The organism is Cellulosimicrobium cellulans, from assembly GCF_042723955.1.
GTDB lineage: Bacteria > Actinomycetota > Actinomycetes > Actinomycetales > Cellulomonadaceae > Cellulosimicrobium > Cellulosimicrobium cellulans_H.
The window spans coordinates 20,288-36,959 of sequence record NZ_JBHXIC010000046.1 but is presented as its reverse complement, the minus strand read 5'-3'; the positions used below and the strand labels follow the sequence as shown (position 1 = coordinate 36,959).

General features: G+C 74.6%; 13 protein-coding genes. 11 read left to right on the top strand and 2 right to left on the bottom strand.

The window, feature by feature from the left end; all coding sequences use genetic code 11:
• Together ACFWH7_RS13395 and ACFWH7_RS13390 are read left to right on the top strand one after the other, a co-directional pair.
• Positions 1-2,614 (top strand): glycosyl hydrolase family 18 protein (locus ACFWH7_RS13395; protein ID WP_463054458.1); only part of this gene is annotated, 2,614 nt, incomplete at its 5' end.
• Positions 2,615-2,818: 204 nt separating this feature from the next.
• Positions 2,819-3,439, top strand: coding sequence for a hypothetical protein (locus tag ACFWH7_RS13390; protein ID WP_378217001.1), 621 nt, complete (start codon positions 2,819-2,821; stop codon positions 3,437-3,439).
• A 103-nt stretch (positions 3,440-3,542) separates the two neighbouring features.
• On the opposite strand, the gene ACFWH7_RS13385 is transcribed toward ACFWH7_RS13390, so the two are convergent.
• On the bottom strand, positions 3,543-4,583 hold the full coding sequence (locus tag ACFWH7_RS13385; protein ID WP_378217000.1) for a hypothetical protein: 1,041 nt from the start codon (positions 4,581-4,583) through the stop codon (positions 3,543-3,545).
• Positions 4,584-4,828: 245 nt separating this feature from the next.
• Positions 4,829-6,670: a DUF4012 domain-containing protein gene (locus ACFWH7_RS13380; protein WP_378216999.1), complete on the bottom strand. Its 1,842-nt coding sequence runs from the start codon at positions 6,668-6,670 to the stop codon at positions 4,829-4,831.
• A 139-nt stretch (positions 6,671-6,809) separates the two neighbouring features.
• Here ACFWH7_RS13380 and ACFWH7_RS13375 point away from each other — a divergent pair, with 139 nt between their 5' ends.
• The 9 genes from ACFWH7_RS13375 (at position 6,810) to ACFWH7_RS13335 (ending at position 16,529) form a co-directional block, all read left to right on the top strand.
• Entirely contained in the window at positions 6,810-7,373 is a 564-nt protein-coding gene (locus ACFWH7_RS13375; RefSeq protein WP_378216998.1) for an RNA polymerase sigma factor, read from the top strand.
• A gap of 72 nt (positions 7,374-7,445) precedes the next feature.
• Positions 7,446-8,909 carry a hypothetical protein gene (locus ACFWH7_RS13370; protein ID WP_378216996.1) on the top strand — a complete coding sequence of 488 codons (1,464 nt, stop codon included), beginning with the start codon at positions 7,446-7,448 and terminating at the stop codon, positions 8,907-8,909.
• Between the two features lie 289 nt (positions 8,910-9,198).
• Positions 9,199-10,437, top strand: coding sequence for an inositol-3-phosphate synthase (locus ACFWH7_RS13365; RefSeq protein ID WP_378216995.1), 1,239 nt, complete (start codon positions 9,199-9,201; stop codon positions 10,435-10,437).
• Complete coding sequence (locus ACFWH7_RS13360; RefSeq protein WP_378216994.1) at positions 10,434-11,351, top strand: SCO3242 family prenyltransferase; 918 nt, start codon at positions 10,434-10,436, stop codon at positions 11,349-11,351. Before ACFWH7_RS13365 ends, ACFWH7_RS13360 begins: the two co-directional genes overlap by 4 nt.
• Entirely contained in the window at positions 11,348-12,295 is a 948-nt protein-coding gene (locus ACFWH7_RS13355) for a sugar phosphate isomerase/epimerase family protein (RefSeq protein ID WP_378216993.1), read from the top strand. The genes ACFWH7_RS13360 and ACFWH7_RS13355 overlap by 4 nt, the downstream gene beginning before the upstream one ends.
• Positions 12,292-12,990, top strand: a complete 699-nt coding sequence (locus ACFWH7_RS13350; RefSeq protein WP_378216992.1) for an EboA domain-containing protein — start codon at positions 12,292-12,294, stop codon at positions 12,988-12,990. Before ACFWH7_RS13355 ends, ACFWH7_RS13350 begins: the two co-directional genes overlap by 4 nt.
• A complete protein-coding gene (locus ACFWH7_RS13345) occupies positions 12,990-13,868 on the top strand; it encodes a TatD family hydrolase (protein WP_378216991.1) in 879 nt (292 codons plus the stop codon). The genes ACFWH7_RS13350 and ACFWH7_RS13345 overlap by 1 nt, the downstream gene beginning before the upstream one ends.
• Before the next feature lie 28 nt (positions 13,869-13,896).
• Positions 13,897-15,114 (top strand): metabolite traffic protein EboE, encoded by a 1,218-nt coding sequence (gene eboE, locus ACFWH7_RS13340; RefSeq protein ID WP_378216990.1) that lies wholly within the window; start codon positions 13,897-13,899, stop codon positions 15,112-15,114.
• Entirely contained in the window at positions 15,111-16,529 is a 1,419-nt protein-coding gene (locus tag ACFWH7_RS13335; protein ID WP_378216988.1) for an alkaline phosphatase family protein, read from the top strand. The genes eboE and ACFWH7_RS13335 overlap by 4 nt, the downstream gene beginning before the upstream one ends.
• The last annotated feature ends 143 nt before the right edge of the window (positions 16,530-16,672 follow it).

The window sequence follows — 16,672 nt, the reverse complement described above, 5'->3', positions numbered from 1 at the left end:
CCGCGCTCCCGGACGCCGGCCACAGGTCGTCGCGGCCGTCACGACGCTCGCCGTGCTGGCCACCGGCCTCGCCGGTGCCGCGGCCGCACAGGCCGCGACCCCCGTCGCCGCCGCCGCGACGACGGTGTGCGCGGACCCCTGGTCCCCGACCCCGGCCTACGGGGGCGGCGCGACCGTCTCGCACGACGGCCAGAACTACCGGGCGAAGTGGTGGACGCAGAACAACGTCCCGGGCGCGGAGCAGTACGGCCCCTGGGAGTCGCTCGGTGCGTGCGGCGACACCCCGACCGAGGAGCCCACGACCGACCCGACGACGGACCCCACGACCGACCCGACGACGGACCCCACGACCGACCCGACGACGGACCCCACGACCGACCCGACGACCGACCCGACGACGGACCCCGCCGCGAACCCGGACGAGAAGTGCCGTCCTGACGGCATGGCGCAGACGGCGGGCGTCCTGACGCCCTACTGCGACGTCTACGACGAGAGCGGGCGCGAGAAGCTGCCGAACGGCCTCGACCGCCGCGTCATCGGCTACTTCTCGAGCTGGCGGACGGGCTCGAACGGCCAGCCGCGCTACCTCGCGAGCGACATCCCGTGGGACAAGCTCTCCCACATCAACTACGCGTTCGCGCACATCGACGGGAACGACAAGGTCTCGGTGAACGACGGCGCGGCGGGCAACGCGGCGACGGACATGACCTGGCCGGGCGTCGCGGGCGCGGAGATGGACCCGACGCTCGACTACACGGGCCACTTCAACCTGCTGGCGAAGTACAAGAAGGCCCACCCGGGCGTCAAGGTCATCCCCGCCGTGGGCGGCTGGGCCGAGACGGGCGGCTACTTCGACGCGAGCGGCAAGCGCGTCGCGTCCGGCGGCTTCTACACGATGACGGAGTCGCAGGCCCGGATCGACACCTTCGCCGACTCGGTCGTCGACTTCGTCCGCGAGTACGGGTTCGACGGCATCGACATCGACTACGAGTACCCGACCTCGAACAACCAGGCCGGCAACCCGGACGACTTCCAGATCTCCGACAAGCGCCGCGGGCAGCTCTTCCAGGGCTACGTGAACCTCATGAGGACGCTGCGCGAGAAGCTCGACGCGGCGGGCGCGCAGGACGGCGAGTACTACATGCTCACCACCGCGACGCCGTCGTCGGGCTGGCTGCTCCGCGGCATGGAGGTCTACCAGGTCACGCAGTACACGGACTACGTCAACATGATGACGTACGACCTGCACGGTGCCTGGAACGAGTACGTGGGCGGCAACGGCGCCCTGTTCGACGACGGCAAGGACCCCGAGCTCGCGGCCGGCGGCGTGTACAGCGCGTACAAGGGCATCGGCTACCTCAACGGCGACTGGGCCTCGCACTACTTCCGGGGCGCCATGCAGTCGGGTCGCATCAACCTGGGCGTGCCGTTCTACACGCGCGGCTTCCAGGGAGTGCAGGGCGGCACCTACGGCATGGGCGGCACCGCCAAGGCGCCGGCCGGGTTCCTCTGCCCGGCGGGCACCAACAACAAGTGCGGCCACGGCGCGGAGGGCATCGACAACCTCTGGTACGACAGCGACCCGCAGGGCAACGCGGTCCCGGCCGGTGTCAACCCGATGTGGCACGTGCTGAACCTCGAGAAGGGCGTGACGGGCGACTACGTCTCCGCGTACGGCGTCACGGACACGATCCAGGGCTCGTACGAGCGCCACTTCGACCCGGTCACCAAGAACGAGTGGTGGTGGAACGCGCAGACGAAGACCTTCCTCTCCGGTGACTCGACCGAGGCGATCGCCGCCAAGGCGGACTACGTCGCGGACACCGGCCTCGGTGGCCTGATGATCTGGGAGCTCGCGGGTGACTTCGGCTACGACCAGGCGAAGGGCCAGTACGAGATCGGCAGCACGCTCGTCGACCTCATGCACAGCAAGCTCTCGGCCACGACGCCCTACGGCGCGTCGAAGGCGAACGCCGACCGGACGATGCCGACGCAGGCGCTCGACGTCGACATCCGGTACACGGAGTTCGCGCTCGGCGACAACAACTACCCGATCTCGCCGAAGGTCGTCTTCACCAACGACGGTGCGAAGGACATCCCGGCCGGCGCGACGATCTCGTTCCAGTACGGCACGACCGACCCGGGCGAGATGAGCGACTGGAGCGGCTTCAAGACCACCGTCACCGTGAAGGGCCACACGGGCGACAACGTCGGTGGCCTCGACGGCGACTTCCACACCGTGCAGTTCACGGTCCCGGCCGGGGGCATCCCGGCCGGCGGCTCGATCACGAACCAGCTCAAGTGGTCGATGCCGGTCGCCCAGTTCTCCAACGTGATCGTCACGGTCGACGGGGTGGACTACGCGACGACGTACGACCACCCGCGCGGCGTGACCGTCGTCGACCTCCCGGGCTCCGGGGGCGGCGAGGGACCGGGCGGGCCGGGCACCGGCACCGGTCCGTGCACCGCACCGGCCTGGGCCGCGGGCACGGTCTACACGGGGGGTGCGGCCGTGAGCCACGGCGGCCACGTGTGGACGGCGCGCTACTGGACCCAGAACGACACGCCCGGTGCCTCGGCGTGGGGTCCGTGGGCCGACGGCGGCGCGTGCTGACGCACCACCGACGTCCCTGACGAGGTCCCGCCTCGGTGGCCCGCGGGTACGGGGAATCCCGTACCCGCGAGCCGCCATCGTGTGGGTCTCACGCATCTCCACCCGCGTTCGCGCTCGCTAGCGTGACAAGAACCGACGAGGTCTCCGCAGCTCCCCCCAGTGGGCTGCGGGGACCTCCGACCGTGAAAGGCGACCATCGTGCACGTGCACCATCGAACGACCCGTATCTCCCGCTCCCTGGCGGTCGTCGCGCTCGGCGGCGTGCTCCTGGCCGGGTGCTCGGGGGCCTCCGAGCCCGACGCGACCGCCGACGGGGGCTCGGGCCCGGCCACGGCCGAGGACCACGGCGCGCACGGCGCCCACGTCGACGAGGGCAAGGTCCCGGTCGGCCCCCTGCAGCTCCCGGCCGCCGAGTACTGGTCCGTGCTCCAGCCCGCCGACGGCGTCACGCAGGTCCGTTCGGGCGGGTGCCCCGAGGACGCGGCCTGCCCCAGCTTCGAGATCCTCACCGGCGCGGGCCTCGACGGCGTCGACCCGGCCGCGGCCCACGTGCCCGACGGCGCCACGTGCCCGGGCACCGACGAGCTCGCCGCCCGCGCGGTCGGGGAGGCGTCGGAGTCGGAGGTCGAGGTCGCCGGCACGCCCGCCACCCTGGCGCGCTGGACGCTCTCGTGCGTCGACGCCTCCGGCGCGGAGGTACGCACCGTCGAGCAGCTCCAGTGGTACGTCCCGGACGCCCCCGGCGGCGCGGTGCTCGTCGTCGACCGCTGGGCCTTCGAGGGCCTGGAGTCGCGCCTGGCGGCCGGCGGCTGGGCGGCCGCCTGACGGACCATCCGTCCTCGTCCGGTCGCCCGGGCGGAGACCCCGACGGACGAAGGCCTCGCACCCTTGCGGGTGCGAGGCCTTCGTCGTGCGTGCGGTGCGGCGGTCAGCCCTTGCGGGTCCGGCGCGTCAGCAGGACGATCGCCGCGCCGACCACGGCGAGCCCCGCCGCGATCGCGGCGTACAGGCCGACCGTCGCGCCGGTCTCCGCGAGCGTCGGGTTCTGGCTGCCCGCGACGGGGTTGTCGACCGTCGTCACGCCGGGGAAGCAGTTGCTCGTGTCCTGCGGGTACGTCACGGGGACCGTCACCTCGGGGTTCACGGCGAACGTCACGTCCACGGTGCCCGTGGCCCAGCCGTGGGTCGCGGTGTTGATCCACATGTTGTTCACGAGCTCCCAGCCCTCGTCGGCCGGCAGGTCGACGAATCGCTCGGGATACGCACCGGGCCACAGGACCCGTCCGCTGAGGGGCAGGTCGGCCATGACCTCGTCCTCGCCGTCCGGGTTGTGCCACGTCAGCGTCGCCGTCGTGTTCGGCGTGCCGGTGACCGAGACGCCGTAGTCGAGGTAGGAGACGCCCTCGACGCAGACGGGCGTGAGCACGTCGACCTTGATCGTCGGCTCGGGCGTCCCGGGCGGGTTCGTCGCGCACTCGGGGGTCGACGGCGGGTAGGCCACGACGGTCTCGGCCGTCGGGTTGACCTCGAAGACCACCGTCACGCCGGCGCGGACCCAGTCGAACTCGTCGCCGACGACCCACTCGCCGTCCACGAGGCTCCAGCCGGGCCAGTCGACCGGGTTGCCCGCGCCGTCGACCTCGGCACCGGGCCACAGGACGCGTCCCGAGAGCGGCAGCCCGGTCTGGACGACGTCCTCGCCGTCGGGGTTGACCCAGGTGATCGAGAGCGGGTTCGCCTCGTCGTTCTCGTAGTCCTCGGGGAGCTCGAAGACGTACTCGAGGTAGGGGACGTCGCCGTCACAGACCGGCGAGGCCACCGTGATCTCCGGGACGTAGGTCTCGGGGTCGGTCGTGGCCGCGCTCGCGGACGTCGCGACGACGGGGACGGTCAGGAGCGCGGCGACCGCGGAGAGCGCTCCGACGAGCACCGCCCGTCCCGTGCTGCGCAGACCCTTCGAGGTACGCATGGCTTCTTCACCCGTCTCGGTTCAGGGATTGTGGAGTTCCGGTACACAGAGAGCCCCGGAGTGCGGTCCGTGATGCACGAGGCGTCACGGGCCGGTGGCACGGGTCGAGCGACAGGCGCCCAGAATAGCGAGGATCCGACCTCGAACTGGACGGTCGTCCGGGTGAATTGTGGTCCGCCGGGGCCATCGTTATCCCGCCGTGATCGCGCTCTTCGCGTCGACCTCTCGTGGCGGTTCGGCGAGGCTCAGCCGCACGCGGCGACGGGCACGACCGCGAGCCCGGGCTCCGAGACGGTCGGCGTGGTCCACAGGTCGATCGTGCCGTCCGGTCCCACGGTCCCCGGGCCCTCGGCGGGCGCCGTCACGGTGAACGTCACGGTGGCGCTCTGGCCGGGCGCGAGCTCCACCGGGAACGAGGCCGCGCGCCGCCCGGCCACGTCGGCGACGAGCGCGCCGCTCGGCTCCTCGCCCACCCGGACCGTGCCGACGACCCCGTCGCGAGGCGGGTAGAGCACGACGATCGTGCGGACGTTACCGGGCGTGACACCCGAGATCCCGCCGCCCGTGACGTACCACGGCAGGCTCGTCCCGGCGTCGGCGGGTGCGGTGGACGCGAGCACGGCGCGGAACGTGTCGACCCGTCCGCCGTCCGTGCACGCGCTGCCGGAGAGGCGGACGTCCGAGGCGAGGTAGTAGCTCATCTTGCCGCCCGTGGCGTCGTTGAGGAACACACCGACCGAGCTCGCCGCGCGGTCGGCCGTGTCGAGGTCTCCCGCGACGACGGTCCCCGCCAGCCGCTCCTGCTCGTCCGGGTGCGCGGACCACAGGAGCACGCGGTGCTCGGCCGCGCCCCGGGCGAGGGCGTCGCGCGCGACGCCGGGGTCCGCGGCGCCGCCGAGGAACGTCTCGAGGACGGTCGACGCGACGGAGGCGAAGAAGGCGTCCGTCTGCTCCCCGGGCTCGAGCCGGGCGTAGGCGTCCGACAGGAGGACCTGGACGAGGTTGCCCGCGTCGAGCGCGACGGAACCCTCGCCGAACGGCACGTCGATCCCCCCGGTGGCCTCCAGGAGGTAGGACAGCGCGACGGGGTCGATCGCGGCCACACCGTCGAGGGTCTCGCCCTGGGACTGCTCCCACATGGCCGCCGTGAGCTCCGCGGTGGTCGGGAAGTCGGGCGTGAGCGGGGTGTCCTGCACGTACCGGCCCACGCGGTCGGTGAAGAGCTGCTCGACCCCGGGGTCCAAGGGAAGGACGGGCTCGGCGAACGGCGGGACGTCGGCCGTCGAGGCCTGGCGCTCCAGCGAGACGGCGCCACCGTCGACCGTGAGGACGGCGAGCGCCCCGGGGATGCCGCCGCCCGCGCGCAGCTCGGCGTTGTTCGACGAGACCACGAGGTATCGGCGCGGCCCGTCGGCACCGAGCATGGCCGGGCCGAGCGTGGTGAGACGGTCGGCGGTGCGCACGACGGGGCGCAGGTCGTCCGTCCGGGCGACGAGCGTCGCGTACGGCTCCGCGATCTCCTGGTGCAGCGCGTCGGGGTCGACGCGGGCGAGCCGGGCGTCGATGTCGTCGAACACGTCCGCGGCGCGCGCGACGGCCGGCGCGGCGTCGACGAGCGGCGCGAGGTCGACGCCGCCGTCCGCGATCGTCAGGCTGTCGCCCTCGACCGCAGCGAGCGCCTGCGTGAGCGACGGCAGCACCACGGCTGCGAGGTCGTCCACGGTCGCGGCCGCGGCGGAGAACGCCCGGACGTCCTGGCCGTACACGGGGAGGTGCGCGGCGAGGGACCACAGCGGGCCGTCGGTGCTCGCGCGCGCCGTCGCGGTGAACGGCTGGACCCGCTCCAGGACGGCGTCAGCGGTGTCCACGTCCCCGGCCCGCAGCGCCTCCTCTGCCGCGGGGACCTCGTCGAGCGCGCGGGTCAGCGCGTCGCGCGCGGCGAGGGCGTCGCGGGCGAGCAGCGCGACGCACGCCACGAGCAGCACGGCCAGCAGGATCAGGCCCCAGCCCAGCCAGGACGCCCAGTGCCGACGTCGTCGACCGCCCGCGTGGTGAGGCGGCGGGTCGGCCGGCTCCGTGGTCGTCATGCCCCACAGCGTAGGTGCTGGGCGATGGCAGGATCGGTGCCGTCGCGGGTGAGGTTCGGGTGAAGGACGCGCCGTGCAAGGAACGGTCCACCCGGGACACAGAGCGGTTGACAGCCCGCCCCGCCGACGAGGAGCCGCCGTGACGACCGACGAGGGCAGTGACGAGACCGTCGAGGCCGCCGTCCACGACGAGGCCTGGTTCGCCGCGCTCTTCGCCGCGCACGCGACGCCGCTCTACCGCTACTTCCGCCGCAGGCTGCCGAGCGCCGCCGGGTCCGTGGGGCCCGACGCCGACGACCTCACGGCCGAGGTCCTCGCGACGGCCTGGCGGCGCCGCGAGGACGTGCCCGACGGCGCCGAGCTCCCCTGGCTGTACCGCACCGCGGGCTTCGTCCTCGCCAACCATCGGCGCAAGGCGCGGGCGGTGCCGGTCGCGGAGGTGCCGGACCGTGGTGACGAGGGCGCGGACGTCGAGCACGTCGTCGTGCAGGACGACGAGGTCCGGCGCGCGCTGGGCGCGCTGTCGGTCCGCGACCGGCGCATCCTCCTCCTGCACGCCTGGGAGGGCCTGGGCGGCGACGACCTGGCGGCGGTCCTCGGCACGTCGCGCGGGGGTGCCGACGCCGCGCTCTCGCGGGCGCGGGCGCGGCTGCGCGCCGCCTGGGCGGAGCAGTCGGCCCTCGCGCAAGAGTCGGGCGCCTGAGCACACATCACGGGTAGACCCGACCGGCCGCGGCCCCCCCGCGGCACGGCCCCGCAGTACCTGGAGGGCGACATGACCACCCGAACCCCCGACCAGCCCGACGACGCCGACCTCGAGCGCCTCCGCGCCGCGGACCCGGCAGCGAGCGCCGCGCCGGACACCGACGCCCTGGAGGCCGCGGTCCGCGACCGCGTCCCCGAGGCGTTCGCGGGCGGAGCGGCGGCCGGTTCGCCCGACAGGACCCCGCTCTCCGGGTCCGCGGGCCCGACGGCGACGCTCGTCGACGAGCTCGCCGAGCGTCGCGCCCGCCGCCTGCGCCGACGGGCCCCGCTCCAGGTCGCCGCCGCGGTGGCGGGGGTGCTCGTCATCGGGGCGGGCGGCTACGCGCTCGGCGCCGGAGCGGTGGGGGCGTCTCCTGCGGGGGACTCGGCGGCGGAGTCCACCGCGCTCGCGCCGATCCAGCTCGGAGCCGCCGACGCGCCCGCCGCGGGAGACGCCGCCGGCGGGGCGGTCGCCCCGGAGAGCCTCGCCGCCGGGTCGCGCGCGACGGCAGACATGGCGTTCCCCGGGCTCTGGGGCGGGCGCACGGTGTTCCACCAGGAGGGGCTCCCCACGCAGGGTGCGAGCGCCGACGCGTGGGCCTACGACGCGGCGGGCGTGTTCTCGCAGGAGACGGCGAGCCGGATCGCGGAGGTGCTCGGCGTCACCGGCGAGGTCCGCGAGGACTACGGGTCGTACGTCGTGGGGTCGGCCGACTGGACCGGCCCGACGGTCTCGCTCCAGCCCGACGGGCTCGCGAGCGTGAGCTTCAACGACCCGACGAAGGACCCGTGGGGGTGCGTCGTCGTGACGCCGATGCCGGCCGAGGGCGACGAGGGCTCGGGGAGCTCCGGCGCCGAGCCGGGGGCGTGCGAGGAGTCCGACCACGGCGCGCCCCCGAGCGGTGCGGACGCCGTCGACGCGCTCCGTGACGTGCTCGGGTCTCTCGGTCTGGACCCTGCCGGGTACGAGGTGGTGGCGGAGGAGCAGCCGGCCGACCAGGGCGCGCCGCGGGCGACGACCGTGACCGCGTACGAGGTGGTCGAGGGGCAGCGCACCGGGACGCAGTGGAGCGCCACGTACTCCGGCTCAGGACTCGCGTCGCTGTACGGGGGCCTCGCTCCGCGCGTCGCGATCGGCTCCTACGACGTCGTGAGCCCCGCCGAGGCGGTGGACCGCCTGGGCGACCCGCGGTTCGGCGGGGGCGGCATGATCGCCCTGGCTCGCGAGGGAGCGGCCGCCGAGCTCGTGCCCGAGATCGCGCCCGCCGAGCCGGAGGCGCCGACCGTGCCGCCGACGGTCGGCGAGGGCGCGCGGTTCGCGTGGCCCGTCACGGACGTGACGATCACGGACGCCCGCCTCGGCCTCGCGGTGCAGTACCAGCCCGACGGCGCGGCGGTGCTCCTGCCCGCGTACGAGCTGTCCGACGCCGACGGCAACGTGTGGTCGGTCGTGGCCGTGGTCGACGACCAGCTCGACTTCGCGCCCGCCGGCTGACCGGATCCACCGAACGCGGCCGGGCGGTCGTCATCCGAGCGATGGCGACCGCCCGGTCGTGTTTGACGTACGCTTTTGCACGCTGCAAGCGTCGCGCCTCGCGAAAGTCGCCACGCTTTTGATTGACCCTCGACAAAAGTGTGACTAGGGTCGCAGCAGACCGGGCGTCCACCGGGTCGGAGAGCGTCCACACGCCCTCGTCCGGGCGCGCGGTCCGACGATGGCAGGGAGGCCATCGTCGTCGTGCTCGGCGGCGCTCCGGCGCCCGCCGACGGGAACGGGAGCAACGATGCACCACTTCGCTTCTGACAGCTCGTCAGACCGCCCGGCTCCGGACGCGCGCACGGGGCTCTGGCTCGTCGGCGCCCGCGGCTCCGTCGCGACCACCGCGACCCTCGGCCTCGCCGCCATCGCGGACGGGCGTGCCGCGCCGACGGGGTGCGTCACGGTCTCCGAGCCCTTCGCGTCGGCCCCGCTCCCGGCGTTCGGCGACCTCGTCGTGGGCGGCCACGACATCTCCGACGTCTCGATGGTCAAGCACGCCGAGCAGCTCGTCGAGGCCGGGATGATCGCCCCGCGCCTGCTCACCGCCGCGCACGCCGCGCTGGAGCGGGCCGACGCCGAGGTCCGGCCCGGCTACACCGCCCACCCTGCCGAGGGGGCGCCGCGCGAGTCGCAGCAGGCCGCCGCGGAGCGCCTGGCCGCGGACATCGTCGACTTCCGCGAGCGGCACGGGCTCGCACGCGTCGTCGTGGTCGACCTCGTGTCGACGGAGCCCCTGCCCGAGCCGGGCCCCGAGCTCTCCGACCGGGAGCTCCTGCGCGCCGCGCTCGCGGACCCGGAGCGCGCCGTGCTCCCGCCGAGCTCGGTGACCGCGTACGCCGCCCTGCTCGCGGGCGCCCCCTTCGCGGAGTTCACGCCGTCGGCGAGCATGCACCTGCCGGTGCTCCTCGAGCTCGCCGCCGAGCGTGGCGTCCCTGTCGCGGGCCAGGACGGCAAGACCGGCCAGACGTGGCTGCGCACGATCCTCGCGCCCGCCTTCGCGGCGCGCGGCCTGCGCGTCCTGTCCTGGGCCGGGGCCAACCTGCTCGGCGGCGGCGACGGCGCGACCCTCGCCGACCCGGAGGCCGTGCAGAGCAAGCTCGTGTCCAAGTCCCGAGGCCTCCAGGACCTCACGGGCAGCCAGGTCACCCCGCTGCACATCGACAACGTGCCGGACCTCGGCGACATCAAGGTCGCGTGGGACCACGTGCACGTCGAGGGCTTCCTCGGCTCGCGCCTCACGCTCCAGACCACGTGGTCGGCCTACGACTCGATGCTCGCGGCGCCGCTCGTGCTCGACCTCGCGCGCCTGCTCGCGCTCGCCGACGCCGCCGGGTACGGGGGTCCGGTCCCCGAGCTCGGGTTCTTCTTCAAGGACCCGTGGGGGAGCGACGTGCACGACTTCGCGGCGCAGACCGTCGCGCTCGCGGACTGGGTCCGCGAGGCGGCGACCCGCGTCGGTGCCGCACCGGCCGACCGGCCGTGACCGGCTCCCTCCACGACCACCTGGACCTCGTCCGCGCCCCCGCGGTCCTCTCGGTGGTCGGTGACACCCTTGCGGGCGCTGCCGCCGCCGGTCACGCGCTCACACCGCGCCGTGCGCTGCTCCCGCTCGCGTCCGCGTGCCTGTACGCGGGCGGCATGGCGCTCAACGACTACGCCGACCGGGACCTCGACGCCGTCGAGCGGCCCGAGCGGCCGATCCCGTCCGGTCGCATCTCCGAGGGCCGCGCGCTGCGGGTCGCTGTGGGGCTCACGGCCGCGGGCGTCGGTCTGGCCGCCGCAGGCGGGGGAGCGCGCGCGCTCGCCGTCGCCGTCCCGCTCGCCGCGAGCGTCTGGACGTACGACACGGTCGCCAAGGAGCACGCGGTCGGTCCCGTCGTCATGGCCGCGTGCCGCGGGCTCGACGTCCTGCTGGGCGCGGGCGTGGGGCACCTGCGCGCCGCGCTGCCCGCCGCGGCGGGGATGGCGGTGCACACCGCGGGCGTGACGTTCGTGTCGCGCGGCGAGGTGCACGGCACGACGTCGTCCCTCGCCGCCGGCGTGGCGGCCGCCACCGCGGTCGGCGGGGCGGTCGTGGGCGTCGGGGCGCTGAGCCGTGGTCGTGGGGCCGGCCCGGGCCGCGCGACCCGCGTGGCGACAGCCGTCGCCGGGGTCGTCGCGGCCGGTGCGTACCTCGCGACAGCGCTGCCTCGTCAGGTGGACGCCGCGATCACGCCGTCCGCGGGCAACGCCTTCGCGGCGACGAAGTCCGGGATCCGCGCGATGCTGCCGCTCCAGGCGGCGTGGGCGGCGCGCGGCGGGAGCCTCGCGTCGGTGGGCGTGCTCGCGGGCGTCGAGGTCGCGGGCCGGCTCCTGCGTCGGGGTGGTCGCGGGCGCGCCGAGATGAGCGAGACGTGAGCGCGCACGAGTTCCGGCAGGGGATGCCCTTCACGCTCGGGTACGGCACCAACGGCTTCACGGACCACCCGCTCGACGTCACGCTCGACGTGCTGGAGCACGAGGGGTACGGCGCGGTCGCGCTCACGCTCGGCTTCCCGCACCTGGACCCGTTCGCGGACGGGTGGCGGGCGGAGGTCGACGCGCTGCGCGCGCGCCTCGCCGCGCTGCACGGCGGCGCGGGGATGCGCGTCGTCGTCGAGACGGGCACGCGGTTCCTGCTCGACCCGTACCGCAAGCACCGGCCGACGCTCGTGGACGCCGAGGCCGACGCCCGGCTGCGCTTCCTGCGCCGCGCGGTCGAGATCGCGGCCGCGCTCGACGCCGAGTGCGTGTCCTTCTTCTCCGGCGTCCTGCCCGACGGCGCGTCCCCGGCCGAGGGCTGGTCGCTCCTGCGCGACCGCCTGCCCGGCCTCGTCGAGCACGCCCGCGACCACGGCGTGCGGCTCTCGCTCGAGCCCGAGCCGGGGATGCTCGTCGAGACCGTCGGCGACGCGCTGCGGCTGCGCGACGAGCTCGGCGGTGGCGCGGGGGACCTGGCCGACCTGGGCGTGACCGTCGACGTGGGCCACTGCCTCGTCGTGGAGCCCGACGGCGTCGTGGGTGCGCTGCGCGCCGCCGCCCCGTACCTCGCGAACGTGCAGCTCGACGACATGCCGCGCACGCACCACGAGCACCGCCCGTTCGGCGAGGGCGAGATCGACCTGCCGCTCGTGCTCGCGACCCTCGCCGACGTCGGGTACACGGGCGTCGCCGCGGTCGAGCTGCCCCGCCACTCGTACGACGCCCCCGGCCTCGCGCACCGCAGCATGACAGCGCTGAAGCACGCCTGGGACCGACGCTCCGCGGTGCCCGCGCCCGACCAGGAACCACCCGTCTCCGACCACCCCCAGGAGGTGCCATGACCGAGCCAGCCCCCGCCGCCCCCGCGGCCCAGGACGGCGCGACCACCGAGGGCGAGCGCTGGCTCGCCGAGGCGCGCGCCGCCGTCGAGCAGGACCCCGCGGCCGTCTCGCGCGCGTTCGCGCTCGCCGGTCGCAAGGTCGGCCGCACACCCGTCCACCCCGAGACCGACCCCGCCGGCATCGTCCACGGCACGGTCGACGACGGCGCGCGCGCCGCCCTCGTGGTCGCCCTCGCCGAGGCCGTCGGACGCCGCGGTTCCGACGCCGCGCTGGCCGCGCGCCTCGCCGACCTGTACCAGCACGGCGACACCGCCGAGCGGCGCGGCGTCCTGCGCGGGCTCGACGCGCTCACCGAGCGCGGGGCGCTCACGGGCGACTCCGCGGCCTCGGTCGTCGCCGTCGGGCGCGACCTCGCCGCCGACGCGCTGCGCACCAACGACCAGAGCCTCGTCGCCGCGGCGGTCGGGCCGTTCGCGGCCGCGCACCTCGACCAGCACGCGTGGCGGCACGCCGTCCTCAAGCTCGTGTTCATGGGCGTGAGCCTCGACGCCGTCGCCGGCCTCGACGACCGCGGGGACGACGAGCTCGCCCGCATGGCGCGCGACTTCGCCGCCGAGCGCCGCGCCGCGGGCCGTGTCGTGCCCGACGACGTCGCCCGCCTCGCACCTGACGTCACCACCGGGAGGACCGCCTGATGCGCATCTTCGACCCCCACATCCACATGACCAGCCGCACGACGGACGACTACGAGGCGCTGTACGCCGCAGGTGTGCGCGCGCTCGTCGAGCCGGCGTTCTGGCTCGGTCAGCCGCGCACGAACGTGGGGTCGTTCCTCGACTACTTCGACGCCCTCCTGGGCTGGGAGCGGTTCCGGGCGGCGCAGTTCGGCATCCGGCACCACGCGACGATCGCCCTCAACCCCAAGGAGGCGAACGACGCGCGCTGCCGCGAGGTGCTCGACGAGATCCCGCGCTACCTGCTCAAGGACGGCGTCGTGGCCGTCGGCGAGGTCGGGTACGACTCGATGACGCCCGAGGAGGACGAGGTGTTCTCCCGCCAGCTCCAGATGGCGCGCGACGTCGAGCTGCCGGTCCTCGTGCACACGCCGCACCGCGACAAGCTCGCGGGCACGCGCCGGACGCTCGACGTCGTGCGCGAGTCCGGGGTGCCGTCCGAGCACGTGCTCGTCGACCACCTCAACGAGACGAACGTGGCGCTCGTGCTCGACGCCGGGGCGTGGGCCGGGTTCTCCATCTACCCGGACACCAAGATGGACGAGGACCGCATGGTCGCGATCCTCCAGGAGCACGGCACCGACCGGATGATCGTCAACTCCGCGGCGGACTGGGGGCGCTCCGACCCGCTCAAGACGCTCAAGACCGGTCGCGCGATGCTCGCCGCCGGGTTCACCGAGGACGACGTGGACATGGTGCTGTGGCGCAACCCGGTCGAGTTCTACGGGCAGTCCGGCAACCTCGTGCTCGACCCGGTGCCCGGCTTCGTCGAGGGCGACCTGCCGACGCCCGGCGTCGAGTTCGAGGGCTCGTCCGTGCTGCGCGGCGTGCGGGCGTAGCGGGCCGTCTCGGAAGGGCACCACCACCATGCTGTTGTCGTACTGCACCAACGTCCACCCCGCCGAGGACCTCGACGGGGTCGTCGAGCAGCTCGTGACCTACGCGGGCCCCGTCCGCGCGGCCGCGGGGCTCGACGTCCTCGGGGTCGGGCTCTGGATGCCCGCGACGCTCGCGCACCGGCTCGCCGGGTCGCCCGCGGACCGGGCGTGGCTGCGCGCCGTCCTCGACGAGCAGGGTCTCCAGGTCCACACGCTCAACGCGTTCCCGTACGGCGGGTTCCACGCGGACGTCGTCAAGCTCGACGTCTACACGCCCACGTGGGCGCAGCCCGAGCGGCTCGCGTACACGCTCGAGTGCGCCGAGGTCCTGGCCGACCTCCTGCCCGACCGCGCGGCGGGCTCGATCTCGACCCTCCCGCTCGCGTGGCGCGAGCCGTGGTCCGCGGCCGACGACGAGGCGGCGACCCGCGCGTTCGTCGCCCTGGGCGCGGGGCTGCGCGACCTGCGCGAGCGGACGGGGAAGGTCGTGCGCGTCGCGGTCGAGCCGGAGCCCGGCTGCGTGCTGGACACGGTGGACGACGTCGTCGCCTGGCTCGCGGCACGCACGGTGCCCGAGGTCCCGGACGAGCGGCGGATCGACCCCGAGCACGTCGGCGTCTGCCTCGACACGTGCCACCTCGCGGTGTCCTTCGCGGACCGGCGTGCGGGGACGTCCGCCACGGTGCGGGGCATCACCGACGCCGGGCTGCGCGTCGTCAAGGTGCAGGCCTCGGCCGCGCTGCACGTCGACGACCCGTCCGACCCGGCAGCGCGCGCGGCCGTCGGCGCGTTCGCCGAGAAGCGCTATATCCACCAGGTGCGCGAGCTCACGGCGTCGGGTGACGTGCTCGCCGCCGACGACCTGCCCGACGCCCTGGGCGACGGGCCGGCGCCCGGGCCGGGGGACGCCGTCGGGCACCGGCTGCCGGGGGAGGGGCCGTGGCGCGTGCACTTCCACGTGCCGCTGCACCACGAGCCCGCCGCGCCGCTGGCCGCGACGACCGACGTCCTGCGCGACGCCGTCGACGCCGTCCGCTCGGCCCCGCACGGCGACGAGGCGCACCTCGACGTCGAGACGTACACGTGGGCGGTGCTCCCGGAGGGCGCGGCGACCGACTCGCTCGTCGCTGGCATCGCGGCCGAGCTCCGCTGGGCCACCACCCACCTCACCGCCGACACCGACCTCACCACCAGGAGGACCGCATGAAGCCCGTGCTGCTGCTCGACGTCGTCGGGCTCACCTCGACCGCGCTCGCGCACATGCCGCGCCTGCGCCAGCTCGCCGCGAACGGCTGGCAGTCCGAGCTCGCGACGGTCCTGCCCGCGGTGACGTGCAGCGTCCAGGCCACGATGACGACGGGGCTCAGCCCGTCGCAGCACGGGATCGTCGGGAACGGCTGGTACTTCCGCGAGCTCGGCGACGTGTTCCTCTGGCGCCAGCACAACCGGCTCGTCGAGGGCGAGAACATCTGGGAGGCGGCGCGCGGCGCGCACCGCGACTACTCGTCGGCGAACGTCTGCTGGTGGTACGCGATGGGCATGTCGACGGACGTCACCGTCACGCCGCGCCCGATCTACCACGCCGACGGCCGCAAGTCCCCCGACGCGTACGTGCGCCCCCCGGCGCTGCACGACGACCTCGTGGGCCGGTTCGGCGAGTTCCCGCTGTTCACCTACTGGGGCCCGACGGCCGACATCTCGTCCTCGCGGTGGATCGTCGACGCGACGCGGCACGTGCTGCGCACGCACGCCCCGGACCTCACGATGGCGTACGTCCCGCACCTCGACTACGACCTCCAGCGGTTCGGGCCGACGTCCCCGCAGGCCGACGCCGCCGCGGCGGAGTTGGACGCGACCCTCGCGCCGCTGCTCGACGACGCCGCGAACCAGGGCGTGACCGTCCTCGTGGTCTCCGAGTACGGGATCGCGGACGCCGATCGGCCCGTGCACCTCAACCGCATCCTGCGCCGCGAGGGCCTGCTCGAGGTCTACGTGCAGGACGGCAAGGAGCAGCTCGACCCGTGGACGTCGCGCGCGTTCGCGGTCGCCGACCACCAGGTCGCGCACGTCTACCTGGGCGAACAGCACGACCCCGCGCTCCAGCGGCGCGTCACCGACCTGCTGCGGGGGATCCCCGGGGTCGACGAGGTGCTCGACCGCGAGGCGCAGGCGCGGTACGGGCTCGACCACGAGCGCTCCGGCGACCTCGTCGTCGTCGCGGAGCCCGGGGCCTGGTTCACGTACTACTTCTGGCTCGACGACGCGCGCGCGCCGGAGTACGCGCGCGGCGTCGACATCCACCGCAAGCCCGGCTACGACCCCGCCGAGCTGTTCTTCGACCCGGCGGACAAGCTCGCCAAGGCGAAGGCGGGGCTCAACCTCGTGAAGAAGAAGGTCGGCCTGCGGTACGCCATGAGCACCGTCCCGCTCGACGCGTCGTACGTGAAGGGCTCGCACGGCCGGCTGCCGACCTCCTCGGCGGACACCCCGCTCGTGCTGTGCTCCGATGCCGAGGTACCGGCGTCGGTCGCGTCGCTCGTCGAGTCCGACGCCGGGCAGGTGCCGGCCGCGGCGATCAAGGGCCTGGTCCTGGAGCTCCAGGGCCTCGGCGTCCGGGTCTGACCCGCAGCCCGCGAGGCTGCCGCCCCCCGGCCACGACGCCGAACCCGGGACCCCTCCTCAGCGACGGCCGCCGCGGAGGGGCGGTCGCTGAGACACCACGGACGCGGCCGACGAGAGTGGGGGTGTTGTTCGCGGTGGGGGGC